The sequence below is a fragment of the Brevundimonas sp. GW822-FHT03E11 genome, assembly GCF_058801445.1.
This window is the reverse complement of record NZ_JBXANG010000001.1, coordinates 266,105-291,527: the sequence shown is the minus strand read 5'-3', so window position 1 is coordinate 291,527 and position 25,423 is coordinate 266,105. Positions and strand designations below refer to the sequence as shown.

General features: G+C 68.9%; 24 protein-coding genes. 9 read left to right on the top strand and 15 right to left on the bottom strand.

From position 1 onward, the window contains the following. Window positions 1–157 precede the first annotated feature (157 nt). The 3 genes from topA to plsY form a co-directional block, all read right to left on the bottom strand. Window positions 158–2,785: a type I DNA topoisomerase gene (gene topA / locus AC1RKE_RS01525; RefSeq protein WP_395941931.1), complete on the bottom strand. Its 2,628-nt coding sequence runs from the start codon at window positions 2,783–2,785 to the stop codon at window positions 158–160. 138 nt (window positions 2,786–2,923) lie between these two features. Beyond that, window positions 2,924–3,994, bottom strand: coding sequence for a DNA-processing protein DprA (gene dprA, locus AC1RKE_RS01520; protein WP_395941932.1), 1,071 nt, complete (start codon window positions 3,992–3,994; stop codon window positions 2,924–2,926). After that, window positions 3,991–4,629: a glycerol-3-phosphate 1-O-acyltransferase PlsY gene (gene plsY / locus AC1RKE_RS01515; RefSeq protein WP_348684237.1), complete on the bottom strand. Its 639-nt coding sequence runs from the start codon at window positions 4,627–4,629 to the stop codon at window positions 3,991–3,993. The genes dprA and plsY overlap by 4 nt, the downstream gene beginning before the upstream one ends. Window positions 4,630–4,756: 127 nt before the next feature. Here plsY and AC1RKE_RS01510 point away from each other — a divergent pair, with 127 nt between their 5' ends. Both AC1RKE_RS01510 and ubiM read left to right on the top strand, forming a co-directional pair. Further along, window positions 4,757–5,692: a glycerophosphodiester phosphodiesterase family protein gene (locus AC1RKE_RS01510; RefSeq protein WP_348684236.1), complete on the top strand. Its 936-nt coding sequence runs from the start codon at window positions 4,757–4,759 to the stop codon at window positions 5,690–5,692. A gap of 68 nt (window positions 5,693–5,760) precedes the next feature. Then, window positions 5,761–6,942: a 5-demethoxyubiquinol-8 5-hydroxylase UbiM gene (gene ubiM / locus AC1RKE_RS01505; RefSeq protein ID WP_348684235.1), complete on the top strand. Its 1,182-nt coding sequence runs from the start codon at window positions 5,761–5,763 to the stop codon at window positions 6,940–6,942. A 165-nt stretch (window positions 6,943–7,107) separates the two neighbouring features. Here the strand turns inward: ubiM and pyrC are convergent, their stop codons facing one another. The 4 genes from pyrC to ruvX form a co-directional block, all read right to left on the bottom strand. Continuing rightward, the gene (pyrC, locus tag AC1RKE_RS01500) at window positions 7,108–8,379 is read right to left on the bottom strand and encodes a dihydroorotase (RefSeq protein WP_395942021.1); all 1,272 of its coding nucleotides are present in this window, start codon (window positions 8,377–8,379) and stop codon (window positions 7,108–7,110) included. A gap of 145 nt (window positions 8,380–8,524) precedes the next feature. Beyond that, entirely contained in the window at window positions 8,525–9,505 is a 981-nt protein-coding gene (locus AC1RKE_RS01495; RefSeq protein ID WP_183214727.1) for an aspartate carbamoyltransferase catalytic subunit, read from the bottom strand. A 63-nt stretch (window positions 9,506–9,568) separates the two neighbouring features. Beyond that, complete coding sequence (locus tag AC1RKE_RS01490; protein ID WP_395942020.1) at window positions 9,569–10,492, bottom strand: AEC family transporter; 924 nt, start codon at window positions 10,490–10,492, stop codon at window positions 9,569–9,571. Continuing rightward, window positions 10,489–10,968, bottom strand: coding sequence for a Holliday junction resolvase RuvX (gene ruvX / locus AC1RKE_RS01485; RefSeq protein WP_348685498.1), 480 nt, complete (start codon window positions 10,966–10,968; stop codon window positions 10,489–10,491). The genes AC1RKE_RS01490 and ruvX overlap by 4 nt, the downstream gene beginning before the upstream one ends. A 112-nt stretch (window positions 10,969–11,080) precedes the next feature. Here ruvX and gatC point away from each other — a divergent pair, with 112 nt between their 5' ends. Beyond that, entirely contained in the window at window positions 11,081–11,368 is a 288-nt protein-coding gene (gatC, locus tag AC1RKE_RS01480; protein ID WP_008261275.1) for an Asp-tRNA(Asn)/Glu-tRNA(Gln) amidotransferase subunit GatC, read from the top strand. A gap of 2 nt (window positions 11,369–11,370) precedes the next feature. Continuing rightward, entirely contained in the window at window positions 11,371–12,849 is a 1,479-nt protein-coding gene (gene gatA, locus AC1RKE_RS01475) for an Asp-tRNA(Asn)/Glu-tRNA(Gln) amidotransferase subunit GatA (RefSeq protein WP_395942018.1), read from the top strand. Window positions 12,850–12,890: 41 nt separating this feature from the next. On the opposite strand, the gene AC1RKE_RS01470 is transcribed toward gatA, so the two are convergent. Together AC1RKE_RS01470 and AC1RKE_RS01465 are read right to left on the bottom strand one after the other, a co-directional pair. Next, entirely contained in the window at window positions 12,891–13,274 is a 384-nt protein-coding gene (locus tag AC1RKE_RS01470; RefSeq protein WP_191554203.1) for an endonuclease domain-containing protein, read from the bottom strand. 144 nt (window positions 13,275–13,418) lie between these two features. Further along, on the bottom strand, window positions 13,419–13,766 hold the full coding sequence (locus tag AC1RKE_RS01465) for a hypothetical protein (RefSeq protein WP_348684361.1): 348 nt from the start codon (window positions 13,764–13,766) through the stop codon (window positions 13,419–13,421). A gap of 97 nt (window positions 13,767–13,863) precedes the next feature. Between AC1RKE_RS01465 and gatB the strand changes: the two genes are divergently transcribed. Continuing rightward, complete coding sequence (gene gatB, locus AC1RKE_RS01460; protein ID WP_348684362.1) at window positions 13,864–15,366, top strand: Asp-tRNA(Asn)/Glu-tRNA(Gln) amidotransferase subunit GatB; 1,503 nt, start codon at window positions 13,864–13,866, stop codon at window positions 15,364–15,366. A gap of 99 nt (window positions 15,367–15,465) precedes the next feature. Here the strand turns inward: gatB and AC1RKE_RS01455 are convergent, their stop codons facing one another. Next, on the bottom strand, window positions 15,466–16,053 hold the full coding sequence (locus AC1RKE_RS01455; protein WP_201462814.1) for an RcnB family protein: 588 nt from the start codon (window positions 16,051–16,053) through the stop codon (window positions 15,466–15,468). Window positions 16,054–16,229: 176 nt separating this feature from the next. On the opposite strand from AC1RKE_RS01455, the gene AC1RKE_RS01450 reads away from it, so the two are divergent. After that, window positions 16,230–16,955: a glutathione S-transferase N-terminal domain-containing protein gene (locus AC1RKE_RS01450; protein WP_348684363.1), complete on the top strand. Its 726-nt coding sequence runs from the start codon at window positions 16,230–16,232 to the stop codon at window positions 16,953–16,955. Window positions 16,956–17,127: 172 nt separating this feature from the next. After that, window positions 17,128–17,439 (top strand): sel1 repeat family protein, encoded by a 312-nt coding sequence (locus AC1RKE_RS01445; protein ID WP_152950594.1) that lies wholly within the window; start codon window positions 17,128–17,130, stop codon window positions 17,437–17,439. 19 nt (window positions 17,440–17,458) lie between these two features. On the opposite strand, the gene AC1RKE_RS01440 is transcribed toward AC1RKE_RS01445, so the two are convergent. Beyond that, on the bottom strand, window positions 17,459–18,220 hold the full coding sequence (locus AC1RKE_RS01440; RefSeq protein ID WP_152950593.1) for a polysaccharide biosynthesis/export family protein: 762 nt from the start codon (window positions 18,218–18,220) through the stop codon (window positions 17,459–17,461). Window positions 18,221–18,341: 121 nt separating this feature from the next. Between AC1RKE_RS01440 and AC1RKE_RS01435 the strand changes: the two genes are divergently transcribed. Both AC1RKE_RS01435 and AC1RKE_RS01430 read left to right on the top strand, forming a co-directional pair. Further along, window positions 18,342–19,781 carry a GumC family protein gene (locus AC1RKE_RS01435; RefSeq protein WP_395942017.1) on the top strand — a complete coding sequence of 480 codons (1,440 nt, stop codon included), beginning with the start codon at window positions 18,342–18,344 and terminating at the stop codon, window positions 19,779–19,781. A 65-nt stretch (window positions 19,782–19,846) separates the two neighbouring features. Then, window positions 19,847–20,548 carry a P-loop NTPase family protein gene (locus tag AC1RKE_RS01430; RefSeq protein WP_054766102.1) on the top strand — a complete coding sequence of 234 codons (702 nt, stop codon included), beginning with the start codon at window positions 19,847–19,849 and terminating at the stop codon, window positions 20,546–20,548. Here the strand turns inward: AC1RKE_RS01430 and AC1RKE_RS01425 are convergent. The 4 genes from AC1RKE_RS01425 to AC1RKE_RS01410 are packed head-to-tail and all read right to left on the bottom strand — an operon-like array spanning window position 20,545 to window position 25,374. Continuing rightward, on the bottom strand, window positions 20,545–21,474 hold the full coding sequence (locus tag AC1RKE_RS01425) for a glycosyltransferase family 2 protein (protein WP_348685184.1): 930 nt from the start codon (window positions 21,472–21,474) through the stop codon (window positions 20,545–20,547). The two genes, AC1RKE_RS01430 and AC1RKE_RS01425, sit on opposite strands and share 4 nt — an antisense overlap. Then, on the bottom strand, window positions 21,474–22,415 hold the full coding sequence (locus tag AC1RKE_RS01420; protein ID WP_395942016.1) for a glycosyltransferase: 942 nt from the start codon (window positions 22,413–22,415) through the stop codon (window positions 21,474–21,476). Before AC1RKE_RS01420 ends, AC1RKE_RS01425 begins: the two co-directional genes overlap by 1 nt. After that, on the bottom strand, window positions 22,412–23,857 hold the full coding sequence (locus AC1RKE_RS01415; RefSeq protein ID WP_348684518.1) for a lipopolysaccharide biosynthesis protein: 1,446 nt from the start codon (window positions 23,855–23,857) through the stop codon (window positions 22,412–22,414). The genes AC1RKE_RS01420 and AC1RKE_RS01415 overlap by 4 nt, the downstream gene beginning before the upstream one ends. Window positions 23,858–23,868: 11 nt before the next feature. After that, window positions 23,869–25,374: an exopolysaccharide biosynthesis polyprenyl glycosylphosphotransferase gene (locus AC1RKE_RS01410; RefSeq protein ID WP_348684517.1), complete on the bottom strand. Its 1,506-nt coding sequence runs from the start codon at window positions 25,372–25,374 to the stop codon at window positions 23,869–23,871. Between the last annotated feature and the right edge of the window lie 49 nt (window positions 25,375–25,423).

Here is a 25,423-nt window from a genome sequence, read left to right as displayed (position 1 = left end):
CTTCCTTCTCCCATTGGGAGAAGGTGGCCCGGAGGGCCGGATGAGGGCCGGCCGGTGGGCCGGTTCGCACCGCCGAACCCTCACCCTTTCGCGCCAGAACGATCGCTTCGCTCTCGTGCGCTCAAGCCCTCTCCCGGCGGGAGAGGGGCCTTATGAGTCAGTCTTCCGCCTTCGCCTTGGCCTTCTTCGCCGGCGCCTTCTTGGCGGCGGGCTTCTTCGCAGCCGCAGCCTTCTTCGACGCAGCCGTTTTCTTCGCCGGCGCCTTCTTCTTCGGCGCCGCGCCGGCCTTGGCGGCGAGCAGGGGCAGGGCGGCTTCCAAGGTCAGGTCTTCGGGCGCCGTGCCTTTCGGCAGGGTGGCGTTGATCTTGCCCGATTTGACATAGGGGCCGAAGCGGCCGGCCATGACGTGGATCGGCTCGCCCGTCTCGGGGTGGGCGCCCAGGTCCTTCAGCGGGGCCGCAGCCGCCCCGCGGCCGGGACGACCGGCGCGCTTCTCGGCCAGCAGGGCGACGGCGCGGTTCAGACCGACCTCGAACACCTCGTCGATGTCCGAGACATTGGCGTAGGTGCCGGCGTGCAGGACGAAGGGACCGTAACGGCCCAGGCCCGCCGTGATCATCTTGCCGTCCTCGGGGTGAACCCCGACCTCGCGCGGCAGGGCCAGCAAGCGCAGAGCCTGGTCCAGCGTCAGGGACGCGGGCGACCAGCCCTTGGGCAGGGACGAGCGTTTTGGCTTCTCGCCGTCCGGCGGCGCGATTTCGACATAGGGGCCGAAGCGGCCGATCTTCAGCTGCACGGGGTGTCCGGTCGCCGGATCGACCCCCAGTTCGCGATCGCCGCTCTCGGCCGACCCGTCCTCGGCCGAAGGACTGGCGACGGGACGGGTGTATTTGCAGTCAGGATAGCGCGAGCAGCCGATGAAGGCGCCGAACCGGCTGGTCTTCAGGCTCAGTTGGCCCTGGTGGCACAGGGGGCATTCGCGCGGGTCGGACCCGTCGCCCTTGTCGGGGAAGATATGGGCGCCCAGGCTCTCGTTCAGGGCGTCCAGAATGGCCGTGGTGCGCAGCTCGCCCGCGGCTTGGGTCGCGGCGTGGAAGTCCTGCCAGAACTCGCGCAGCAGCACCTTCCAGTTCAGATCGCCGGCCGAAACCTCGTCAAGCCGGGTCTCAAGCGCGGCGGTGAAGTCGTACTCGACCCATTTGCGGAAGAACTGCTCCAGGAAGGCCGTGACCAGCCGCCCCTTGTCCTCAGGATAGAAGCGGTTCTTGTCCACCCGCACATATTCCCTGTCGCGCAGGGTCGACAGGGTCGAGGCGTAGGTCGAGGGGCGGCCGATGCCCAGTTCTTCCAGCTTCTTGACCAGGGTGGCTTCCGAATAGCGCGGGGGCGGTTCGGTGAAATGCTGATCGGTGCGGATGGCGTCGACCTTGGCCTTGGCGCCCTCCTTCAGGGCCGGCAGGCGGCTGGTGTCGTCTTCGCCCTCGTCGCCTTCCGCGCCCTTCTGCTTCTCGTCGCGGCCTTCCTCATAGACGGCCAGGAAGCCGTCGAAGGTCACCACCTGGCCGGTGGCGCGCAGGCCGGTCAGCCCGTCGGAGGTCTCGATCTCGACCGTGGTGCGGTCCAGACGCGCGGCCTCCATCTGCGAGGCGACCATCCGCTTCCAGATCAGCTCATAGAGGCGCTGAAGATCGGACTCGAGGCGCAGGCTGTCGGGATGGCGGGCGATGTTGGTTGGCCGGATCGCTTCGTGCGCTTCCTGAGCATTCTTCGCCTTCACCTTGTAATGGCGAGGTTCGGCCGGGACATAGGCGGGGCCGTACTCCTTGCCGATCACCTCGCGCGCCTGGGCCAGACCCTCGGGGCTGACGGACACGCCGTCGGTCCGCATATAGGTGATCAGGCCGCCGGTCTCGTCCACGCCCTCATACAGTTTCTGCGCCGCCTGCATGGTGCGCTGGGCGGTGAAGCCCAGCTTGCGCGCGGCCTCCTGCTGCAGGGTGGAGGTGGTGAAGGGCGGCGCCGGGTTGCGACGGACCGGCTTCTTCTCGACCGAGTTGATGGTGAAGTCCCCGGCCTGGATGGCGGCGCGGGCGGCCGAGGCGGTGGCCTCGTCCTTGATGTCCAGACGCTGCACCCGCTTGCCGGCGTGCTTGACCAGGCGGGCGGTGAAGGGCGGGCTGTCGGCGTTCAGGTCCGCCTCGATGGACCAGTATTCCTGAGGCTTGAACTTCTCGATCTCCATCTCGCGATCGACGACGATGCGCAGCGCCACCGACTGGACGCGACCGGCCGAGCGCGCGCCCGGCAGCTTGCGCCATAGCACGGGCGACAGGGTGAAGCCGACCAGATAGTCCAGGGCGCGGCGCGCCAGATAGGCCTCGACCAGCTCCATGTCGATCTGGCGCGGATTGGCCATCGCCTCCAGAACGGCGGACTTGGTGATGGCGTTGAAGGTGACGCGTTCGACGTGGGTGTCCTTCAGCGCCTTCTTCTTGTTCAGCACCTCCAGCACGTGCCAGCTGATCGCTTCCCCTTCGCGGTCGGGGTCGGTCGCCAGGATGATGCGGTCGGCGCGCTTGGCGGCCTCGGCGATTTCGGACAGGCGCTTGGCGCCCTTGGCGTCGGCCTCCCAGTGCATGGAGAAGTCGTCGTCGGGCAGGACCGAGCCGTCCTTGGACGGCAGGTCCCGGACGTGGCCGTATGAGGCCAGGACCTCGTAGTCCGAACCCAGATACTTATTGATGGTCTTGGCCTTTGCGGGGCTCTCGACGATGACGAGGTTCATGCGTGTTCGGTCTCGGGAAGGGGCGCGAACGTGGTTGGAGCGGAGCCATGTGTCAATGCACCGGCCGCCGGGCGCCCGTAAACTTGCGGAATATCGGGTGACTATCACGGATCGAAGACGAATCCGGAAGAGACTTCACTATATCGACGCCAGACCGCCCGGCAGCAGCTCGGCTCGGCCGGCCAGGCTCAGCTCCAGCAGGGCGGCGGCGACCTGGCCCATGGGGGCGTTCAGGGCGCGAGCGATCTCGTCGCGCGGCGTCGGGGTGGGCGAGAGCAGGGCGGCGACCCGGTCCAGGAAGGCGTCGTCCACCTCGCCATAATCCATCGGCTCCGACGGCGGCGCGCGCAGGCTGCGCAGGGTGTTGAAGGCGCGCTCGATGTCCTCGATCCCCTCGCAGAGGATGGCGCCCTGGCGCAGCAGTTCGTTCGGCCCCTTGGCGCGCGGGTCCAGCGGCGAGCCCGGCACGGCGAAGACGTCGCGCCCCTGTTCGGCCGCCAGTCGGGCGGTGATCAGGGATCCCGACTTGATCTCCGCCTCCACCACCACGACGCCGCGCGACAGGCCCGAGATGATGCGGTTGCGGCGGGGGAAGTCCCGCGCCTGGGCCCGCGCGCCGACGGGGCTTTCCGACACGACGCAGCCCTGGTCGATCAGCCGCGCGTAAAGATCCGCGTGTTCGGGCGGATAGACGTCGTCCACCCCGCCGCCCAGGACCGCCACGGTCCCCGTCGCCAGGGCGCCTTCGTGGGCGGCGGCGTCGATGCCGCGCGCCATGCCCGAGACGACGACATGACCGGCCTGCCCCAGTTGCAGCGCCAGGCCGCGCGCGATCCTCTGTCCGCCCGCCGAGGCGATACGGGCGCCGACGACGGCGACACAGGGCGCGTTCAGCAGTTCGAACCGGCCCCGCGCCCACAGGATCGGCGGCGGCGGGTCGAGCGCCGCCAGCATTTCGGGATAGTCGGGATCGCCCAGCACCAGCAGGCGCGCGCCGATCCGCTCGCCATCGGCCAGTTCGCGCTCGATGTCTGCGACGGGCGGAGGAATGGAGGCCGCGCCGGACTTGCGGACCAGATCGGGCAGAACCTCCAGCACGCGAACGGCTGAGCCATAGCGGCCCAGCAGCTGGGAAAAGGCGACGGGACCGATGCGGTCGGTGCGGGCGAGCCGCAGCCGGGCGAACCGTTCGTCCGCCGCCGGGGTCACGCCTTCTTGGCCCCGATGCGCGGCTCCTCGCCCTTCAGCAGGCGGGCGATGTTCTGATGATGGCGGACCCAGATCAGCACGGCGGCGAAGACGGTCAGGGCCAGGATCGCCATGTCCACCGGCAGGCCCACGGCGGCCAGCGGCAACAGGGCCAGAAGGGGCGCAGTCGCCGAGGAGATCAGGGCCGCCAGCGACGAATAGCGGAAGGCGAAGGCGCTGATCAGCCAGACGGCGCCGGCCATCAGGCCCAGGGGCCAGGCGGCGGCCAGCAGCAGGCCATAGAAGGTCGCCACCCCCTTGCCGCCCTTGAACTTCAGCCAGACGGGAAACAGGTGGCCCAGGAAGGCCGCGCCGCCGGCGATGGCGCCCGCAGCCTGGCTGTCGAACAGGGCGCGGGCGATCAACAGGGCGACGGCCCCCTTGCCGGCGTCCAGCAGCAGGGTGGCCAGGGCCAGGTCCTTGCGCCCGGTGCGCAGCACATTGGTCGCGCCGATATTGCCCGATCCGATGTTGCGTACGTCGCCGGCGCCGGCGGCGCGGGTGATCACCACGCCGAACGGGATCGAGCCGAGCAGATATCCGCCCAGCGCGACCAGCGCCAAGGTCCCGACCGCGGGCCCCACCAGATCCTGCACTTTGATTCTCTCCCCGGGAAATGCAGCGGCAAAATGCGTCGGCGCGCCTTACGGAGCAAGGGCGATCCGGCCTCTTGACCCGATGAATGACGCAGGGTCAGGTCCGCGCGCCTTTCCGGAGAGTCTCATGAGCCGATATTCCACCGCCGTCGCCGCCTCCATCCTGCTGATGTCGGCCTCGGCCTGCGTCGGCGCCCCGACCGGCGGGGAGAGGGCCGTGTCCCGCCCGGCCATGGCCGCCTATTTCGACTGTGTCCGCGACGGCGGGGTGGCCATCTCCGCCCACCGGGCGGTCTCGGCCCCGGATCAGCCTGAGAACTCCATTGCGGCCATCGAGGCGACCGGGCGAGCCATTCCCGGCGCCGTCCTCGAACTGGACGCGATCCTGACCAGGGACGGCCATCTGGTGCTGATGCACGACGAGACGATGGACCGGACCACGACCGGCCGGGGCCGCGTCGCCGACCTGACCCTGGCCCAGGTCAAGGCCGCCCGGCTGAAGGCCTCGAACGGCGCCTTGACCGAGGCCGCGCCCCCGACCCTGGCCGAGGCCCTGGACGCCGCCGGCCGCGTCGGCGCCATCGCCAGCCTGGACCTGAAACCGACCGAAGGCGCGACCACGGTCGATCTGGCGAAAGCCATCATTGCCGAGGTGCGGCGCTCGGGCGCGCAGAACCGGGTGATCCTGATCACCTATAATGACGCCGACGCCCGCGCCGTGGCGGCCCTGGCGCCGGAGATGATGATTTCGGCCGGTCTGGACGGCGTCGAGGATCTGGACGGTCTGAATCCGGCCCAGATCCTGGCCTGGACCGGCACGCGCGAGGAGCGGCCCGGCCTGTGGTCGGCCCTGCGTCAGGCGGGGGTCGAGGTCCAGTTCGGCACCCTGGGGGCGGAGGGCCGCCGCCGCGATGACCGCTACGCCGCCGACGGCGACGTCTCCGAATACCGCGACCTGTTCCGCCAGGGCGTGACCGTCATCGCCACCGACACGCCCCTGGCCGTCCAGTCGGTGCTGGGCGCGGAAGTCGCCAAGGCCGCCGCCTGCCGCCGCCCGCGCTGACGCGACGATTTGCGCTCGATCAAGGAGCGGACGAACGGGCTAGGGCAGGGGAAGATCAGGAGTTCAGCATGCGCGATGATCTGATGTTCGACGTGGCCGTGGTCGGGGCCGGACCGGCGGGCCTGGCCTTCACCCGGTCGCTGGCCGGGGCGGGGCTGACGATCGCTCTGATCGAGGGACAGGACGAGGCGGCCTTGCGCGACCCGGCCTTCGACGGACGCGAGATCGCCCTGACCCACAACTCCATCCGCCTGTTAAAGTCCCTCGGCGCCTGGGACCGGGTTCCGGCGCAAGAGATTTCGGACCTGCGCGAGGCGCGGGTGCTGGACGGCGGCTCGCCCTTCGCCCTGACCTTCGACGCCGGCGGCGCCGACCGGCTGGGCGTCCTGATCCCCAACCACCTGATCCGCCGCGCCCTGTTCGAAGTCGTGGAAGGCCAGGCGGGCGTGACCCTGATGGCCGGACGGCGGGTGGCCAGCTGCGCCGTCCAGGGCGCCGCCCCGCGGGGCCGGGTCGTGCTGGACGACGACGCGACGCTCCGGGCGAAGCTGATCGTGGCGGCCGACTCGCGCTTCTCCGGCGTGCGCGACCAGTTGGGCGTCGGGGTTGGGATGAACCGGCTGGGCCGGTCGATGATGGTCTGCCGGATGCGTCACGACCAGGCGCACGGCCATGTCGCCACCGAATGGTTCGACCACCGCCAGACCGTCGCCCTGCTGCCCGTCGCCGATGCTGAGGAGCGGGTCTCATCCGTCGTCCTGACTCTGGCCGCCCCGGCCATCGCCGACCTGATGCGCCTGTCGCACGAGGCCTTTGCGGTCGAGATGGAGCGGCGGCTCAAGGGCCGCCTGACCGGCCTCGAACTGATCGGAACCCGCCACGCCTATCCCCTGGCCACCACCTGGAGCCGCCGGTTCGCGGGCGAGGGTTTCGCCCTGATCGGCGACGCCGCCGTGGGCATGCACCCGGTCACCGCCCACGGCTTCAACCTGGGTCTGCGCGGGCAGGCTGCGCTGGCCAAGGTGGTGAGATCGGCGCGCGGGGGGGACATCGGCTCGGAACGCCTGCTGGCCCGCTATGAACGCGACCACCGCCTCGCCAGCTGGCCCCTGTACCAAGGCACCAACGCCCTGGTCCGCCTGTTCACCCAGGAAACGCCCCCGGCCCGTCTGGCGCGCGGCGCCGCCCTGCGCGCCGGCCAGGCGACCGCGCCGTTCAAACGGGTGGTGAAACGGATGCTGACGGCGTGATCTATTATTCTTCCTTCTCCCATGGGGAGAAGGTGGCCCGAAGGGCCGGATGAGGGACCGGCGGCGGGCCAGTTCGCACCACCTTACCCTCACCCTTTCGCGCAAGGACGATCGCTTCGCTCTCGTGCGCTCAAGCCCTCTCCCGATGGGAGAGGGAAGGGTGGGTCAGAAAACCTTCCGCCCCGCCACCCAGGTCCCGATCACCTTGCCTTGCAGCCGTCGCCCGTCGAAGGGCGAGTTCTTCGACTTCGAGCGCAGCCTGTCCGCATCCACGATCACCGGCGCCCCGGGGTCGAACAGCACCAGGTCGGCGGGTGCGCCTTCCGCCAGCACCCCGGCGTCGAGGCCCAGCAGGGCGGCCGGTCCCTGGGTCAGGGGCCGCAGCACGTCCAGCAGGTCCAGCCCGTCCTCGTGGTGCAGGGTCAGGGCGGCGGGCAGCAGGGTCTCCAGGCCCACGGCGCCGGGCGCGGCCTCGGCGAAGGGGCGGCGCTTGTCCTCGGCCGGGGCGGGGGCGTGGGCCGAGGTGATGACGTCGATCAGCCCCTCACGCACCGCCTCGATCAGGGCCTGACGATCGGCCTCGGAGCGCAGCGGCGGGTCCAGCCGGTAGAAGGTGCGATAGTCGCCGATATCCACCTCGTTGAAGCACAGGTGGTTGATCGAGACGCTGACGGCGACCTCCAGCCCCTTGGCCCGCGCCCGCGCCAGGGTCTCCAGCGCGCCTTCGGTCGAGATCTGATCGACCAGGAACCGCGCGCCCGTCTGTTCGACCAGGGCCAGGTCGCGCTCCAGCCCGATCCGCTCGGCGATGGCCGGGCTGCCCGGCAGGCCCAGCCGCGTGGCCAGCTCGCCCGAGGCGGCGACGCCCCCCTCGGTCAGCCAGGGGTCGGACGGACGGCAGGCGATCAGGGCGTTGAAGGCGGCGGCGTAGCTCATCACCCTTTGCAGGGTGCGGCTGTTGACGATCACCTTGTCGCCGTCGGTGAAATAAAGGGCGCCGGCCTCGTCCATCAGGCCGATCTCGGCCATCCGCTGGCCGTCCAGGGCCTTGGTCGCGGCGCCGGCCGCTCGGACATTGACCAGATTCAGGGCCGCGCCGCGCCGCTGGATGAAGTCGACCATGGCCGGGTCGTCCACGGCGGGATCGGTGTCGGGCTGGACCACGATGGTCGTCACGCCCCCGGCTGCGGCGGCCAGGCTGGCGGACTTCAGCGTCTCTTTCGGTTCAGCGCCAGGTTCGCCGGTCTTGACCCGGATGTCGATCAGGCCGGGCGCGAGGCAGTGGCCGTCGGCGTCGATCACCTGATCGGCGTCGATGGGCGATGCACCGTGAACGACGCGCACGATGCGGCCATTCTCGATCAGGACGCCGCCGGGGCCGTCGTAGTCGCTGGCGGGGTCCAGCAGCCGGGCGTTGAGGATGGCGAGGGTGGTCATCGGAAATCCTCCCCCGTTGGGGGAGGGGGACCGCCCGAAGGGTGGTGGAGGGGGCCTGCCGCGAACAGGGTGTCTGGGGCCTGCCCCCTCCACCGCTTCGCGATCCCCCTCCCCCAACGGGGGAGGATTTGAGCGTTCGTCGTCATCACTTGTCCCCCCAACGGGCCGACAGGGAGGCCAGCACGGCCATGCGGGCGGCGACGCCCATCTCGACCTGATCCTGGATCAGGGAGACGTCCAGGTCGTCGGCCACGTCGGAATCGATCTCGACCCCCCGGTTCATCGGCCCGGGGTGCATGACCCGGGCGCCCGGCTTGGCCCAGGCCAGCTTCTCGCGGTCCAGACCCCAGAAGCGGAAATATTCGCGGGTCGAGGGCACCAGGGCGCCGGCCATCCGCTCCAACTGAAGCCGCAGCATCATGACCACGTCGCAGCCGGCCAGCCCCTCGCGCATGTCGTGGAAGACCTCGCAGCCCCAGCGGTCGGCGTCGCCGGGCACCAGGGTCGGCGGCCCGATCAGGCGCACCCGCGCCCCCATCATCTGCAACAGGGCGACGTTCGAGCGCGCCACCCGGCTGTGGGTGATGTCGCCGCAGATGGCGACCGTCAGGCTGGTCACGTCTCCGAAGGCGCGCCGCATCGACAGCAGGTCCAGCAGGGCTTGGGTCGGATGCTCATGCCGGCCGTCCCCGGCGTTGACGACGGCGCACCCGACCTTCTGGCTCAGCAGCTCCGCCGCGCCCGAGGCCGAATGGCGGATGACCAGAATGTCCGGCTTCATCGCATTCAGCGTCACCGCGGTATCGATCAGGGTCTCGCCCTTCTTCACCGAGGAGGAGGCCACCGGCATGGTGACGACGTCTGCGCCCAGCCGCTTGGCGGCGATCTCGAACGAGGAGCTGGTGCGGGTCGAGTTCTCGAAGAACAGGTTCACGACCGTGCGCCCGTGCAGCAGATCCAGGGCCTTGGACGACTGGCGATTGAAGTCGACGAAGGCGTCGCCCAGGTCCAGCAGCTGCGGGGTGACGAAGGGGTTCAGATCCGAGGCGGCCAGGAAATGGGCCTTGGGGAACGGAATCAGCCGCTCTCGAATGGTCTGGTCGGTGACGTCGTGGGGCTGGGTCATCGAGACGCGCCTATAGGCGGGAGTCGCCGCAAAGGCCAGACCGGGGGCCGGCCGGGCCGCGGATCAAACGAAGTGGAACAGGGCCAGAAGCACCGGAATCACCACCGCGCTGCCGACGGTGGTCGAGGCGATGATCCCAGCGATCAGGGGCGCATCACCGCCCATCTGCCGCGCCAGCATATAGGAGGCGGCCGATCCCGGCACCGCCCCGCAGATCAGGGCCACCCCCTGGGTCAGGCTGTCGCCGCCGAGCGCCCAGGCGATCAGCCACATCAGCGGCGGCATGACCCCCAGCTTGACCAGGGTCACGGCGGCGATGGTCCCCTGGCGGCGCCTGACCTCGGCGAAGGACAACCCCGCCCCGGCGACGATCAGGCCCAGGGGCAGGGCGGCCACGCCCAACAGGTCCATCGCGTCCGACAGGCCGGGGATCAGCGGGACCCGCAGCAGGTTCAGCCCCAGGCCGATCAGACAGGCCAGCAGGATCGGATTGACGATCATCGACTTCGCCAGCCCCAGCACCGAGGGCTCGCGCTTCAGCGCTCCCCATTTGGCCAGAACCGCCACACAGGTGATATTGGTCACCGGAATGATGAAGGCGATGGCCACCGCCGCCATGGCCGTCCCGGTCGAGCCGTAGACCGACTGGATCACCGGCACGAAGACGAAGCTGTTCCAGCGGATCACCCCCTGGAACACGCTGGTGTAGGCCGGCCCGTCCAGCGGGATCAGGGGCTTGGCCGCATAGGTGGCCGCCGCCACGATCAGGGTCGCCCCGACCGCCGCCGCCCCCGCCACCGTCGCCCCGCCGCCGGCCAGGTCCGCGTGCCAGATCGCCGGGATCAGGAAGCTGGGGTAGAAGATATTGATCGACAGCTTCTCGATCGGCCGCCAGGCCTCGTCCGGCAGGAAGCCGGACTTTCGCAAGCCGTAGCCCAGGGCGATCATTAGAAAGACCGGCAGGACGCCGGCGATCAGGCCGGTCAAATCCAGCTCGCCTGATCCCGCACCCGGTCCAGCGCGCCTTGCAGAATCCAGGCGGCGGCTGTGCGGTCCACGACCTCGGCCCGGCGCTTGCGGTTCAGGTCCAGGTCCTCGATCAGGAACCGCTCGACCGCGCTGGTGGACAGCCGCTCGTCCCAGAAGGCGACGTTGATGGGCCGCAGCCGCTCCAGATTGCGGGCGAAGGCGCGGCACGACTGGGCGCGCGGCCCTTCAGTCCCGTCCATATTGACCGGCAGGCCGATCACCAGGGCCGAGACCTTGCGATGGGCCATCAGCTTGAACAGCTGTTCGGCTTCATGCGTGAACTTGGACTTGCGGATCAGCTCCAGCGGCGAGGCGATCAGGCGCGTGGCGTCCGACACGGCCACCCCAACGGTCTTCTCGCCCAGATCCAGCCCCATCCACGGGGTCTCGGGCGGGCAGGTGGCGGGCAGGTCGAGGAGGTCGAGAACAGGCACGGCCGGGCGGTAGGCCGCAATCCTGCGGAAGTCAAAGGCGTCACCTTGTGAATCCGAGGTCGGAAGGCTAATCCGCCGATACATTCCCTATCGACGCGCATTGGAGGGCCGCATGGCCATCGACGCTGCGACGGTGCGCAAGGTCGCGCATCTCGCCCGCATCAAGACCCCCGAGGATCGGCTGGAGCCGCTGGCCCAGGAGCTGAACGGCATCCTGCAGTGGATCGAGCAGCTGAACGAGGTCGATGTCGACGGCGTCGAGCCCATGACCTCGAACGTCGCCCAGCCCCTGCGCCTGCGCGAGGACGTGGTCACCGACGGCGGCAAGATCGACGCCGTCCTGTCCAACGCCCCGAAGTCCGCCGACGGCTTCTTCGTCGTGCCCAAGGTGGTCGAATAATCATGAGCGACCTGACCAAACTGACCCTGAAGGCCGCCGTCGACGGCCTGAAGGCCAAGGACTTTTCCTCGGCCGAAATCACCCAGGCCTTCCTGACCTCTATCGAGGCCGCCAATCCGACGCTGAACGCCTATGTCGAGGTGACGGCGGACAAGGCCATGGACATGGCCCGCGCCTCCGACGCCCGCATCGCGGCCGGCGAAGCCGGGGTGCTGGAAGGCGCCCCCCTGGGCGTCAAGGACCTGTTCTGCACCGAGGGCGTCCAGACCACGGCCGGCTCCAACATGCTGCGCGGCTTCGTGCCGCCCTATGAATCGACCGTCACCGCCAATCTGTGGCGCGACGGGGCGGTCATGCTGGGCAAGCTGAACATGGACGAGTTCGCCATGGGCTCGTCCAACGAGACCTCGGCCTTCGGTCCGGTCAAGAACCCGTGGAAATCGACCGGCTCCAACGCCGATCTGACGCCGGGCGGATCCTCGGGCGGTTCGGCCTCGGCCGTCGCCGCCGACCTGTGCCTGGCCGCGACCGCCTCCGACACCGGCGGTTCGATCCGCCAGCCTGCGGCCTTCACCGGCACGGTCGGGATCAAGCCCACCTATGGCCGCGCCAGCCGCTTCGGCATGGTGGCCTTCGCCAGTTCGCTGGACCAGGCCGGCCCGATCACCAAGACGGTCGAGGACGCGGCCCTGCTGCTGCAATCCATGTGCTCGTTCGACGCTAAGGATTCGACCAGTCTGGACGTCCCGACGCCCGACTGGACCGCTTCGGTCGGCCAGTCGGTCAAGGGCCTGCGCATCGGCGTGCCGCGCGAATATGTGGTGGACGGCATGCCCGCCGAGATCCAGGCCCTGTGGGACCAGGGCGTGGCCTGGCTGAAGGACGCCGGCTGCGAGATCGTGGACATCAGCCTGCCGCACACGAAGTACGCCCTGCCGACCTACTATATCGTCGCCCCGGCCGAGGCCTCGTCCAACCTGGCCCGTTATGACGGCATGCGGTTCGGGCACCGGGCGGATGACTTCAAGTCCCTGGACGACCTCTACGCCGCCTCGCGCGCGGAAGGGTTCGGCAAGGAGGTCCAGCGTCGCCTGACCATCGGCGCCTATGTGCTGTCGGCCGGCTTCTACGACGCCTACTACGTCAAGGCGCTGAAGGTCCGTCGCCGCATAGCCGAGGACTTCGACAATGTCTGGGGCCGGGTGGACGCCATCCTGACCCCCTCGACCCCGTCGGCCGCCTTCGCCCTGGGGGACAAGCAGATCGATCCCCTGACCATGTATCTGAACGACGTCTTCACGGTGACGACCAACCTGGCCGGCCTGCCGGGCATTTCGGTCCCCGCCGGCGTCGATTCCAACGGCCTCCCGCTGGGCCTCCAGGTCATCGGCAAGGCCCTGGACGAGGCGACCGTCTTCCAGGTCGGCGCGGCGCTGGAACGGGCGGCGGGCTTCACGGCCAAGCCGGGTCAGTGGTGGTGAACTGATCTTTCCCTCTCCCGGAGGGAGAGGGAGGGGCCCGCTCAACGCAGTTGAGTGGGAGGGTGAGGGACCGACCTCACCCGTCTCGCATGATCGCGGACCGCATCGGTGATCTGATGCGGCTCCCCCAGGGCCTGAGCATTGGTAAACCTTATGACGACCCACCCCAGCGCTTCGATGTCCAGCTGGCGATAATGGTCGTTCAGCACTACCTCGTCCCGCTCATGGACCGGGCCATCCAGTTCGATGACCAGCCTCAGCGCCTCGCAGGCGAAGTCCGCACAGTAGCGATCGATCGGATGCTGCCGACGGAACTTGAACCCGTCGCACCGCCCGCCGCGCAACAGAGACCAGGCACGTCGTTCCGCCAGACCGGACGTCTGTCTCAGCGTCCGCGCCCGATCCGTTCGCTCTTGTCTCGTCATGGTTGCGGCCCTATCCCCCGGAGGGAGAAGGCGGCCGAAAGGCTTGGGTGAGGGAAGACCATGCTATTGACGGCCGCAGTCTGTCCCTCACCCTCCCACGCCTGCGGCGCGGGCCCCTCCCTCTCCCTCCGGGAGAGGGGAAAATCAGGCCGCCGGCAGCGCCTTCAGGTCGGCGTCGATGGCCGCGATCTTCTCGTCGGTGATGGCACCCTGGGAGTAGGGGGCCAGCTGGCGCAGGCTCATGCCCTTGAACTGGCCATAGGCGGGATGCTTGTCCATGCCGGGCAGGTGCTTCTCCAGCACGGCCTTGGTCGCCGGATCGTTCACCAGGGCCTCGATCGGGCTGTCGATGGTCGGATGGGCGTGATGCTCGGCATGAGCATGGTCTTGGGCCGGGGCCGGGGCCGGGGCCGTAGCCGGCGCGGTCTGCGCCGAGGCGGCGCCGACCAGCAGCAGGGAGGCCGCAGCGGCGGCGATCAGGGTCTTGGACATGGGATTCTCCATTGAGGCGACCGAAGTTGAGCGCGATTTCGCGACACCCTCAAGACAGCCTCTTTCTCGCCGCCGCCGACGGCGCTAGGACGACCCCATGACCGACACTGTTCCGAACCCGAAAACCATCAAGGGCCGCACCGGCGATTGGGAAATCGTCATGGGGCTGGAGATCCACGCCCAGGTGGCCTCCAAGGCCAAGCTCTTCTCCGGCGCCGCCGTCGGCTTCGGCGCGGGGCCGAACGAACAGGTCTCGCTGGTGGACGCCGGCTTCCCCGGCATGCTGCCGACCCTGAACAAGCACTGCGTCGAACAGGCGGTGAAGACCGGTCTGGGCCTGCGTGCGCAGATCAACAAGCGCAGCCAGTTCGACCGCAAGAACTACTTCTACCCCGACCTGCCGACGGGCTATCAGATCAGCCAGCTCTATTACCCCATCGTCGGCGAAGGCGTGGTCGAGGTGGAGGCCGAGGACGGCAGCTTCTTCAACGTCGGCATCGAGCGGCTGCACCTTGAGCAGGATGCGGGCAAGCTGATCCACGACCTGTCGCCGACCGAGAGCTATGTCGACCTGAACCGGGCCGGCACGGCCCTGATGGAGATCGTCTCGCGGCCTGACCTGCGCACGCCGGAAGAGGCGGTCGCCTACGTCAAGAAGATCCGGACCATCCTGGTCTATCTAGGCACCTGCGACGGCGACATGGAGAAGGGCAACCTCCGCGCCGACGTGAACGTCTCGGTCTGCCGCGCCGGCAACTATGAGAAGTTCAAGGCCACGGGCGACTTCAGCTTCCTGGGCACGCGCTGCGAGATCAAGAACGTCAACTCGTTCCGCTTCATCTCCCAGGCGATCCAGTACGAGGCGCGCCGCCAGATCGAGATCCTCGAGGACGGCGGTTCGATCATTCAGGAAACCCGCCTGTTCGATCCGGTGAAGGGCGAAACGCGGTCGATGCGCTCCAAGGAAGAGGCGCAGGACTACCGCTACTTCCCCGACCCCGACCTGCTGCCGCTGGACCTGGAAGAGGCCTGGATCGCCGAGATCAAGGCGTCCCTGCCCGAACTGCCGGACGACAAGCGCAAACGTCTGATGAGCCAGTACGGCCTGTCCCAGTACGACGCCATCGTGCTGATCTCGGAACAGGCCAAGGCCGACTATTTCGAGGTCGCCGCGAAGGGTCGCGACGCCAAGCTTGTCGCCAACTGGGTGACGAACGAGGTCTCGGCGCGTCTGGCCGCCGACGGCAAGGACTTCAGCGAGAACCCGCTGCCGGCCGCCCATGTGGCCCAGCTGGTCGAACTGATCGAGACCAACGTCATCTCCTCCAAGATCGCCAAGGAGGTGTTCGACCACGTCTGGAACGGCGAAGGCTCGCCGGCCGAGGTGGTGGAGAAGCACGGCCTGAAGCAGGTGACCGACACCGGCGCCATCGAGAAGGCGGTCGACGAGATCATCGCCGCCAATCCGGACAAGGCCGCCGCCGTCGCCGAAAAGCCTCAGGCTCTCGGCTGGTTCGTCGGCCAGGTCATGAAGGCCACGGGCGGCAAGGCCAATCCGGCCGCCGTCAACGACATCCTGAAGGCCAAGCTGGGGCTTTGACCTCCGCCTCCGCCCCGTCTGACGGAACCTCTGAAAAAAGGCCCGGAGATCGCTCTCCGGGCCTTCTTCATTCGAACCGCGCTTCAGCCCCGGGTCGGATCAATAGACGTTCGAAAGGACGCTGGCGATCAGACCCGTCGCGACGGCGACCAGCAGAATGTCGCTGCCGGCATGGACGTAGCGATAGCCGTGCGGCGCCGGACGCAGGCCGTAGAAATAGGGGTCGCGGACATAGTAGGTCCGATACCGGGACGGCAGATAGGCGCCGGTCCGCCACCGATAGCCGTAGTAGCGCGGCTCGACGCGGTAGTAGCCGTAGCTGGGGGCGTACCAGTAGCCCGACCGAGGCCCGTTGTAGCCGCGGAACTCGGACCGACCTCGCCACCAGTCGCGATTGTTGCGGTCCCAGCGGTCGTTACGCCAGTCGCGACGATCATCCCGGCGTTCGACGCGATAATCGCGGCGGTCATCGCGGCGATCGTGGCGGTATTCCTGGCGATCCCGGTATTCGCCCTGACGCCAGTCACGTCGATCGTCGCGGCGTTCGTTGCGATAGTCGCGGCGGTCGTCCCGGCGGTCTTGGCGATATTCGCGCCGGTCGTCGCGGCTCTGCGCCTGGGCCATCATCGGAACGGCGGTAGCGGAGAGGGCGAGGGCGACGACGGCGGCCTTGGTGAGGCGTTTCATCAGCGTGCTCCAATCTGGGCCTTCCGCCGAGAGGACGAAAGCACCCGTTAATGACGTCAAAGTCCGGCTTTGCGTCTGAACGCCTCCTGAATGACCGTGTCAGGATTAATCGAGCGGACGTTGCGCAGGCGAGGCTGCCGACCCAGATGTCCGCAAGGCTCAATGGAGATCGTCTAATGAACGCGCCGATCCAGCTCTGGTACTGGCCCACCCCCAATGGGTGGAAGGTCTCCATCGCGCTCGAGGAGATCGGCCTGGCCTATGAGGTCAGGCCTGTGAACATCGGCGTCGGCGAACAGTTCGAGCCGGCCTTCCAGGCGATCAGCCCCAACGGTCGGATGCCGGCCATCGTCGATCCGGACGGACCCGGCGGCGCGCCGATCTCGATCTTCGAATCCGGCGCCATCCTCCAGTACCTGGGAAACAAGTCGGGTCTCTTCTATCCGACCGAGACACGAGCGCGGGTAGAGGTCGATCAATGGCTGTTCTGGCAGGTCGGCGGCCTCGGGCCGATGGCCGGACAGACCCATCATTTCCGCCAGTATGCTCCGGCCATGATCAAGGATCAGCGCCAGATCGCCTACGGCGTCCGGCGCTATACGAACGAGACCCATCGTCTCTATGGCGTCATGGATCGCCGCCTGCGGGATCGAGACTATCTGGCCGGAGACTATTCCATCGCCGACATGGCCGCCTGGCCCTGGATACTGCCCAGTCTCCAAGGTCAGGATCTGGCCGAGTTCCCCCGTCTGGCGGCTTGGCTTGAGCGGGTCGGCGCCCGGCCGGCTGTCAGGGCGGGCAGGGCGGTGCTGGAAGACCGGCGCGGAAACGCCGGCGGGTCTGGAAAGGCCGCCGAAGCGGCGCGGGCTATCCTCTTCGGCCAGCGAGCGCGCCCCGCGTAAACGACAGGTTTCCGAACGATTTCGGATTTATGAATCGAGGCTGGAGTATTCATTCTCGCTTTACTGAAAAGTCCTGCACGGGCTTTCGGCGTTAACTTTAACTTCAAACCAGCGGTATTTGATGCGTCATCAGAGACGGACCCAGAAGGGCGTTCGTTCAGGAGATGTGGTGATGCAAGCGCAAGAAATGGCGCACGACCTGGCGGCCGGCGCGCAGACGGATGAACTGCCCCTGCCGACTGCCGACATGTCGGGCGACGAGCTGTTCAAGCTGGGCATGATGTATTCGGCCGGATCGGGCGGCTGTCCGATGGACCGGGTCTCGGCCCACATGATCTTCAACTTGGCGGCCATGAAGGGTTCGATCGAGGCGCGCGTTTACCGCCGCGAGATGAGCCAGGAGATGGATCGCGAAGAGATCGCCGAGGCCCAGAAGGCGGCGCGCCGTTACATCGACACCGGCGTGGTTCGTCTGGTCGCCTGACCGCAGAGACGCTTACGCCTCAGAAGCTGGCGTAACCCGCGCCGTTCGAGCCGTTGATCGAATAGCTGAAGCCGATCGGCATGGCCGAGCGCACCTGGGTGAAGAAGGCGGCGAGTTCGCCAAGGGTCGAACGCGGCACGAAGATGATGTCGCCGCGCCTCAGGGCGACGACCTCGCCCCGCCGGGGACGCAGATCGATCACCCGCATCATGCGCGCGCCGCCAGGGCCGCGCCGGATCAGGGCCGCCCGTTCCGCCTTGCCTGTGGGCAGCAGGCCGCCTGCCTGAATGACGGCCTGGTGCGCGTCCAGGTCTCCGACCATTTCGATCACGCCCGGCGTGCGGACCTCGCCATCCACCCAGACCCGAATGGGCCCGGCCTGGCGCAGGGTCACCTCCACCGTCGGGCGCAGCAGTTGCGACCCATAGGCCGCAGACACCGCCTGTTCCAGCTCAGAGAGACTCCGATCCGCCGCCATGACCTGACCGATCAGGGGCAGGGCGACGCGGCCGTCCGGTCCGACCTTCAGCGTTCGCGTCAGTTCGGCGGCGGTGGGCAGGGCCACCTCGATCTCATCGCCGGGATAAAGCAGATATTCTGGCTCTTCGTCGGTCCAGTCGGCGAAGGGGATGTTGGGAAAATCCCCGCGGCTGGAAGGCTGGATCCTTTGCGCGCGGTCGCTGGGGCGGGGCATTCGGCCCGCAGCCCCGCCGCCGCATGCCGCCAGGGTGGCGGCGGCCGATCCGAGGGCCAGCAGGAACAGTCGGCGATCTGACGTCATGGAATCGGTTGGTCCGCCGGGAAAGAGGATGGATCACAGCCTCGCCCCTTATGGGTAACCGATGGTTAACGCCGGTCAGCGAAAGGTTGCGTCGATCAAGAGTTTCCTGGATTCGCTCGCCATGCGTTCGACGGCCTATGTCACGACCCGACCGCGCTACGGCGTGCTGGACGTCGTCGGACTGCTGTTCCGCGAACTGCTCTTGATGGTCGTCGTCTTCCTGCTGATCTTCGCCCTGGGAGCCGCCGCCGTCTTCACCCTGAAGAAGACCTATACGGCCCAGGGCGCCGTCTTCGCAGGCGTCGGCCAGGAATATGTCTATCAACCCCGTGTGGGCACGGCCGAACGGGGGCAGGCGCCGCAGGGCGACGAGGTGGCGAATTCCGAAGCGGCCATCCTCAGTTCGGGCCAGGTGCGCCAGCGCGTCATCGACGCCTTGGGGCCCCAGGTCATTTTGGGCAGGGCGCCCAAGGGCGCGCCGGAAAAGTCGAAGGCGGCGGCCAGCAAGGTGCTGGGCTCCAGTCTGCAAGTCGCGACGGCGCCGGGCAGCGCGGTCATCCGCGTCAGCTACAAGGCGGATAATCCTCAGCAGGCGGCCCGCATCCTGAACAGCGTGATCGATCAGTATCTGGCCTATCGTCGCGAAGTCTTTCAGGACAAGACCCCGGCCATCGCCAGCCAGCGCCTTGCGTTTGAAGAGGATCTGAACGCCGCGGACCGGGCCTATGAGCAGTTTCTGACGTCGAACGACATCGGCGACTTCGCCGCCGCCAAGGCCACCTTGGCGGCGACCTATCAGACGACCTTCGCCGATCGGATGGCGACGCAGAGCCAGTTGAACCAGACCAGCCAGAGGCTGAGCACGCTCGTGGCGCTGCAGGCCAGTACGCCGGCCGAGGTCGCCCTGCAGCAGGACCTGAACATCTCGGCCCAGGATCAGGTGCTGCAACTGCGCACCGAACGCCAGCAGCTGCTGTCGCGCTATCAGCCCGACGCCCAGCCGGTGAAGGACATCGAGGCGCGGATCGCCCAGCTGCAAGCCTATGTCGCCAGCGGGACGGCGGTCGGGCCTAAGGAGGTTCGTACCGGACCCAACCCGGTCTGGACCGAGCTGGAGACGACCCGAATCAACACCCAGGCCGACCGTGACGCCCTGGCGGCCCGGTTGGCGGCGCTGGATCGGCAGCTCTCGGACATCCGGTCGCGGCAGGCGCGGCTGACGGCTCTGGAGTCCGAGAATGCGACCCTGGCGGGCAATCGCGAGGTCCTGACCGCCAATATCCGCGAGTTCCAGCAGCGCGAAAGCCAGAGCCGAGCGGACAACGCCCTGGTGGCGGCCGGCGCCGACAACGTCACCGTCATCGAGCGGGCCCAGCCGCCGGCGACGGGCAAGAGCCTGAAGGCGCCGGCCCTGGCCGCCGTCTTCCTGTTCGCCGCCTTCACCGCCCTGTGCATCGGCCTGCTGAGGATTTTCACGCGGCGGGGATTTTCGACGCCCGACTCGGTGCGCCGTACTCTGGACGTGCCGGTCCTGGCGGTCGCCCCCGCCAAGGCGCACTAGGTCGGTGGGGCTTGGGCGGGCGGCCATGATACTGTGGCGCGTGGTGGAGCGCGCGTAGCGATTCGATGGTCGATCTGACGTCCGAAATGGCCGGTCTGTGGGCGGCGCTGGGGCCGGCCCCGGCGCATCGCGCCCGGGTGATCCAGTTCGCCGCCGCCACGACCGGCGAAGGCGTCTCGACGGTCACGCGCGAATACGCCCGGCTGGCCGCCGTGCGGGCGCGAAAGCCGGTCTGGTTGGTGGACGGCGATCTGGCGCAGCAAGGGCAGCTTGAAGCCATCGCCGCCGAACCGGACCGGTTCGGGCAGCTAGGCAAGCCGGCCCAGGCCTCGCCCGACGGCTCCAGCTTCTTCGCGGTCACGCCGGCGCCGACGGGGCGGGACGGCAAGCCGGTTCCGCCGGCGCGCCTGCTGACCGCGCGGCCCTGCCTGGGCGGACGGCTGTGGACGACGCGGTTTCACATGGAGGCCCTGCGCTCGGGGCACCGCATCGAGGCGGTGGGAGAGCCGCGCTACTGGGACGCCCTGAGGCCGCACGCCGACACCATCGTCATCGACAGCCCGGCGGCGGACCGCAACGACATGGCGATCATCCTGGCGCCCTTCGTCGACATGACGGTTCTGGTGGTCGCGGCCGGCGGGGCGAGCGCGAGCGCCCCGATGATCCTGCGCGACGAGATCGAGGCTGTCGGCGGTCGTATCGCCGGGGTGGTCATGAACCGTTCGACCTATAAGCCGCCCAAATTCCTGTCCCGGCTGGCGGGTTAAGCGGCTTTGCGAAGCATGGCCGCGCCGTAGAGCTTCGGCTCGAACCCCTTTGTCCAGAAGACCTTGCCCAAGCCGCGCGCCATGCGGTCCAAGGTTTCGGCGCGGGCGGGGCGGCGGAGCAGGGCGAGGGTCAGGGACGCAAGTCCCCAGACGGCGGCCTGGGCGGCGCCGATCAGCATCCAGCGGGAGACGCCAGGCCAGTCGCGGCGGGCGGCGGCCATCTGGCTGGGGCTCTGGCCATAGGCGAAGGCGCGCAGCAGGGCGTAGTTCAGGGTGGCGCGGTCGGGGGGCGCGAACTCGTCCACCCAGGCGTCGGCGGCCCAGCCGAACCGGCCGCCGCGCGCCTGCAGGGCGGTGAACAGGCGGTCGTCCTCGCCTCCGGTCTCGTTCATGGCCGTGTCGAAAGGGGCGTCGCCGGGCAGGGCCGTGGCGCGGACCATCAGGCTGTTGCCGCACCCGTGGATCTGGTCGGTCAGGCCGGTCTCAGCCGGGCCGTCGCGGCCAAAGAACCGCTCCAGATAGGCGGTGGTCCAACCCGTGCCCTCGGGCACGCGGCCCCGGATCGGGCCGAACAGGACGTCGGCCCCGGTCTGGGCCTGGGCCTGCAACAGGGCGGCCAGCCAGCCGGGAGAGGCGGCCTCGTCGTCATCCAGAAAGGCGATCAGGGGGGCGTCGGTGGCGGCCAGACCGACATTGCGGGCGGTGGCGACGCCGGGGACGGGCGCGTGGGCGTAGATCAAGGGAACCGGCGCCTCGGCTCGCAGCCGCTCGACCACGGCCGAGGCCGAACCGTCGGGATCATTGTCGGCGACGACCACGGCGGCGATCCGGTCCAGCGACCCGACCTGGGCGAAGACCGAGCGCAGGGCGCGCTCCAGCGTGGCGGGGCGGCGCAGGGTGGGGATGAGGACGGCGACGTCCCGCATCAGATCGCGTCCGCATAGACGGCCGCCCGGTACAGGCGCAGGGCGAAGGCGCGGGTGCGGGGCGGCAACAGAGGCGACAGGGCCGCGCTTCTGGCCATGCGACGGATCAGGGGCAGGGACGGCAGGCGTTTCAGGGCGCGGGCGGCCTTGTAGCTGGGGTAGGTCTGGACAATCTCGGGGTGCAGGGCGACGACGCGGGCGAAGTTGGCGGCGCCCTGGTCGAACTTTCGCGCCAGGTCCGGCACCGTGTCCAGGCCCATATGGGTGGCGGGATTGTCGATGTGGACCACCTGGAACCGGCGGGCGACCCGCATGGCCCATTCGACATCCTCCCACCCCCAGCCGGTGAAGCCAGGGTCGAAGGATTCGACGGCGAAGACGTCGCGGCGCACCAAAAGATTGGAGGTGTAGACGTATTTCTCGGGCGTTCTGGCGCGCTGGGCGGCGCGAACGCATTCACTGGCGCTGGACAGGGCGCGATGGACGGCGAATCGGCGGTCGCGCGGCGCCTGTTTCAGCGAAAAGCCGCCGAAGGCCACGGCCGGGTCGTCGCGCGCGATCAGCTCGATCCAGGTCTGGAGAAAGCGCGGGCTGTCGGGCTTCATGTCGCTGTCGAGGAACAGCCAGGCGCCGGCGCGGGCGGCGATGGTCAGTCGGTTGCGTCCGCGCGCCCGGCCTTCGTTGGCGGACAGGGTGACGAGGCGGGCGGGCAGGGCCAGGGCGTCCAGCGCCGCCTTCAGCCGGGCGGTCAAACCAGGGTCGCCCGTGCCGTCGTCCAGCAGGATCAGTTCGACCCGGCCGGCGACGGCGGCGCCTTCCGTATCCAGCCGGCGCAGCAGGGGGGCGGGATCGTCGCCCAGGAAGGGGATCAGCACAGACAGTTCCGGCCGGGCGCCGACCCAGCCGGGGTTGTCGTGGATATCGGCGCGGGAGCCGCTCATGCCGTCGCGCTCCGTCGGGCCTTGATCAGTCGGTTCAGCACGTCGCGCACCCCTGCGGCGTTCAGCGTCAGCGCCAGGGCCGCATAGACCAGTCCGCCGACGCTCGCGTCCAGCATCAGTTCGATGAAACCGCCCAGCGGCGGAAGGCGCCAGACCACCAGGGCCATGCCGGTCGAGGCCAGGCCGCAACGGACCAGGGCCTCCCACGGAATGGGCAGGGCGATGGCGCGGCGGCTTATGAGCAGACAGGCGACCAGGCCTATGGCGAAGCTGAGGGCCGTGGCGACGGCGGCGCCCAGCACGCCCAGCCGGGGGATCAGCACCAGGTTCAGGACGACGTTGGCGACGGCGGGGACGGCCATGGTGACCAGCAGCAGGCCGGTCTTCTTGCCCAGGGTGAAGCCGAAGCCGAAATAGTAGGTGACAATGCCGGACAGAAAGGCCGAGGCCGCAATCCAGGGGGTGACCAGGGCGGCGGCGACGCGCAGTTCGGGCCCGATCATCAGCTCGGCCAGAGGGCGGGCCACCAGGGCCAGGCCAACGGCGGCGGGCAGGCCGATCAGGATCAGGGTCGAACCCTGTTCCAGGGCCGTGTGACGCAGGGCCTCGCGACCGCCGCGCTCCAGCGCCATGACCATGGCCGGGGCGCCGGCCGCGCCCAGCCAGATGAACATCACGTCCAGGGTGCGGTTCGCCAGGCTGTAGCTGGCGTGATAGGCGCCGACCGCCGCCGCATCCAGGAAGGCCGCCAACAGGAACCGGTCGGTCGAGGCCAGGACCAGGGCCAGGGTCAGCGACGCCGCGATGGGATAGCCGTAGGCGGCGTAGGCCTTCAGCCGCGCACGATCCACGGTTCCGCCGGCCGACTGGCGCAGTTCGCCCGGCAGGATGAAGGGCAGGGCGAACAGGGGGGCGATCATCAGCCCCAGCATGGGCGAGGCGGCGCCCGCGCCGGCCAGGGCGAACCCGGCCCCGACCAGAAAGCCCAGGACGGCGACGGCCATGTCGACGGTTGCGGCCTTGGACACCTCGCCGGCCGCGCGATACCGCTCCTGCGCCAGCTTGGCCAGGTTGCGGATGGGCGCTCCGGCCAAGCCGAAGGCCAGGGCCATTTTGAAGGCCGGGCTTAGGGGCAGAAGCCAGACGACGAGGGCGGCGACGGGCGTGAAGACGGCGATGACGGCGAAGGAGGTGCGGTACAGGCTGGCGAAATGGGTCGCCAGGCCGCCCGGCGTGCGCTCGGCCGCCCAGAAGCGGGCCATGGCCGCCTCCAGCCAGCTGAAGCTGACGGTATGGGCCAGGCTGGTGACCGAAAAGGCCAGGGCGTAGCGGCCGAAATCCTCGGGGCTGAGCAGGCGGGTGAAGACGACGATGGTCAGGAAGCCGACCACGCCCTGAACGATCTGGGCCGGCAGATAGCCCCAGACGCCGCGCCAGAACATACGTTTCTCGCTCACCTGACGGCGGCCCGGTCGCCCAGAAGAACGGGCACGGTGACCAGGAGAATCCACAGGTCCAGCCAGAAGGACTGGCGCTGGATATAGTCGATGTCCAGCTCGACCCTGCGGCGCACCTCGGCCTCGGTGTGGACCGGGCCGCGCGAGCCTTTGACGGCGGCCCAGCCGGTGATGCCGGGCTTGATGCGGTGACGGTGGGCGTATTCGGCCACCATAAGGGCGGATTCGGTCTCGCCGGTCTTCATGCCGATGGCGTGGGGCCGGGGACCGACCAGAGACATTTCGCCGGACAGAACATTGAAGATCTGGGGCAGCTCATCCAGGCTGGTGGCGCGGATGAAGCGGCCGACGCGGGTGACGCGGTCGTCGTCGGCGGCCACCTGGCGGCTTGCGGTGGCGTCGGCGGCGGCATGGCGCATCGAGCGGAACTTCCACACTATGATGGCCTCCTGGTTGAAGCCGTGTCGCCGCTGGCGGAAGAAGATCGGCCCAGGACTGTCCAGACGCACCGCCAGGGCGATCAGAATCATCAGAGGCGCCGAGGCGATCAGGGCCAGGCCGCCGATCACCAGATCCTGAAGCCGTTTGACGAAGGCCCGGCGCTCGTCGCTGGGCGTGTTGCCGAGCGGCGCCAGGCGGCCACCGGCCAGCCGCTTGAGCGCATCGTCGCGGCCGGCTTCGGAATCGACCAGGATGGCCACGGGCGTGGGCAGGGTCTCCAGCCGACGGGCCAAGTCGCGCCCGCGCGGCCCGGCCTCAGGGTCGATGGCCAATACGATATGATCGACATAGGGCAGCATGCGGTGGCTCAGCAGGGCGTCGGCCCGGCCCAGCACGGGCACTCCGGCCAGCCGGCTGGGCGAACGCGCCAGCCGATCGTCGAACACGCCCAGGACGTTCAGGTCCCGCCGCTCCAGCGCGCGTTCGATCAGGGCCTGGGCGTTTCGGGTGGCTCCCACGATGACGATGTTGGGCGACAGGGCGCCCTGGCGGCGCCAACGCCCGACCAGGATCAGCCACAGACCGTGGAGACCGGTCAGGGCCGCCGCCGCCGTCAGGCCCCAGGGGAGGACCGGACCCAGCCCGTCGCCTTGCAGCGCCCAGCCCACAGTCACGGCGGCCGCGATCGCCAGCGCCAGGGCCGCGAGCACCGCCGCCAGATGGACCAGGGGCGACCGCTCCGGCTCGAATCGATACAGGTCCAGGCCCCGCAGCAGGGCCAGAACCGTCGTCACTCCGACGGCCAGGGGCAGGACGGCGCCGACCGGCAGGATGCGGAGATCAATCGACTCCAGCGCCCACAGGACGAGCGCCGCCAGGCCGACGGCGATCGTCACGTCGAGGGCGCGAAACCAGTGGGCGGCCAGGCGCACGCTGGAGCGACGGCGCGCGTTCAGCCAGACCTCGGGCCGGAACGGACCCCGCTGGGCGCGCGCCTCACCCGCGTCGCCCGGCGGCGTCGCGGCGGCGGTCGCGGCGAGAGAGGAGGCGCAGTCAGGCATGGATATCCGTGGCGTCGTACAGTCGCCACCCTGCACGCTCGGCCCTCTA

What these genes read in the sequence shown, in the direction of transcription:
- AC1RKE_RS01430 (WP_054766102.1), top strand. Translation starts at nt 19,847, where the DNA reads ATGGTCGATCTGACGTCCGAAATGGCCGGTCTGTGGGCGGCGCTGGGG.
- AC1RKE_RS01440 (WP_152950593.1), bottom strand. Translation starts at nt 18,220, where the DNA reads ATGACGTCAGATCGCCGACTGTTCCTGCTGGCCCTCGGATCGGCCGCC.
- gatB (WP_348684362.1), top strand. Translation starts at nt 13,864, where the DNA reads ATGACCGACACTGTTCCGAACCCGAAAACCATCAAGGGCCGCACCGGC.
- AC1RKE_RS01455 (WP_201462814.1), bottom strand. Translation starts at nt 16,053, where the DNA reads ATGAAACGCCTCACCAAGGCCGCCGTCGTCGCCCTCGCCCTCTCCGCT.
- AC1RKE_RS01495 (WP_183214727.1), bottom strand. Translation starts at nt 9,505, where the DNA reads ATGACCCAGCCCCACGACGTCACCGACCAGACCATTCGAGAGCGGCTG.
- AC1RKE_RS01410 (WP_348684517.1), bottom strand. Translation starts at nt 25,374, where the DNA reads ATGCCTGACTGCGCCTCCTCTCTCGCCGCGACCGCCGCCGCGACGCCG.
- ubiM (WP_348684235.1), top strand. Translation starts at nt 5,761, where the DNA reads ATGCGCGATGATCTGATGTTCGACGTGGCCGTGGTCGGGGCCGGACCG.
- topA (WP_395941931.1), bottom strand. Translation starts at nt 2,785, where the DNA reads ATGAACCTCGTCATCGTCGAGAGCCCCGCAAAGGCCAAGACCATCAAT.
- AC1RKE_RS01435 (WP_395942017.1), top strand. Translation starts at nt 18,342, where the DNA reads ATGCGTTCGACGGCCTATGTCACGACCCGACCGCGCTACGGCGTGCTG.
- AC1RKE_RS01420 (WP_395942016.1), bottom strand. Translation starts at nt 22,415, where the DNA reads ATGAGCGGCTCCCGCGCCGATATCCACGACAACCCCGGCTGGGTCGGC.
- gatA (WP_395942018.1), top strand. Translation starts at nt 11,371, where the DNA reads ATGAGCGACCTGACCAAACTGACCCTGAAGGCCGCCGTCGACGGCCTG.
- AC1RKE_RS01425 (WP_348685184.1), bottom strand. Translation starts at nt 21,474, where the DNA reads ATGCGGGACGTCGCCGTCCTCATCCCCACCCTGCGCCGCCCCGCCACG.
- AC1RKE_RS01465 (WP_348684361.1), bottom strand. Translation starts at nt 13,766, where the DNA reads ATGTCCAAGACCCTGATCGCCGCCGCTGCGGCCTCCCTGCTGCTGGTC.
- gatC (WP_008261275.1), top strand. Translation starts at nt 11,081, where the DNA reads ATGGCCATCGACGCTGCGACGGTGCGCAAGGTCGCGCATCTCGCCCGC.
- AC1RKE_RS01450 (WP_348684363.1), top strand. Translation starts at nt 16,230, where the DNA reads ATGAACGCGCCGATCCAGCTCTGGTACTGGCCCACCCCCAATGGGTGG.
- AC1RKE_RS01415 (WP_348684518.1), bottom strand. Translation starts at nt 23,857, where the DNA reads ATGTTCTGGCGCGGCGTCTGGGGCTATCTGCCGGCCCAGATCGTTCAG.
- AC1RKE_RS01510 (WP_348684236.1), top strand. Translation starts at nt 4,757, where the DNA reads ATGAGCCGATATTCCACCGCCGTCGCCGCCTCCATCCTGCTGATGTCG.
- AC1RKE_RS01470 (WP_191554203.1), bottom strand. Translation starts at nt 13,274, where the DNA reads ATGACGAGACAAGAGCGAACGGATCGGGCGCGGACGCTGAGACAGACG.
- pyrC (WP_395942021.1), bottom strand. Translation starts at nt 8,379, where the DNA reads ATGACCACCCTCGCCATCCTCAACGCCCGGCTGCTGGACCCCGCCAGC.
- AC1RKE_RS01445 (WP_152950594.1), top strand. Translation starts at nt 17,128, where the DNA reads ATGCAAGCGCAAGAAATGGCGCACGACCTGGCGGCCGGCGCGCAGACG.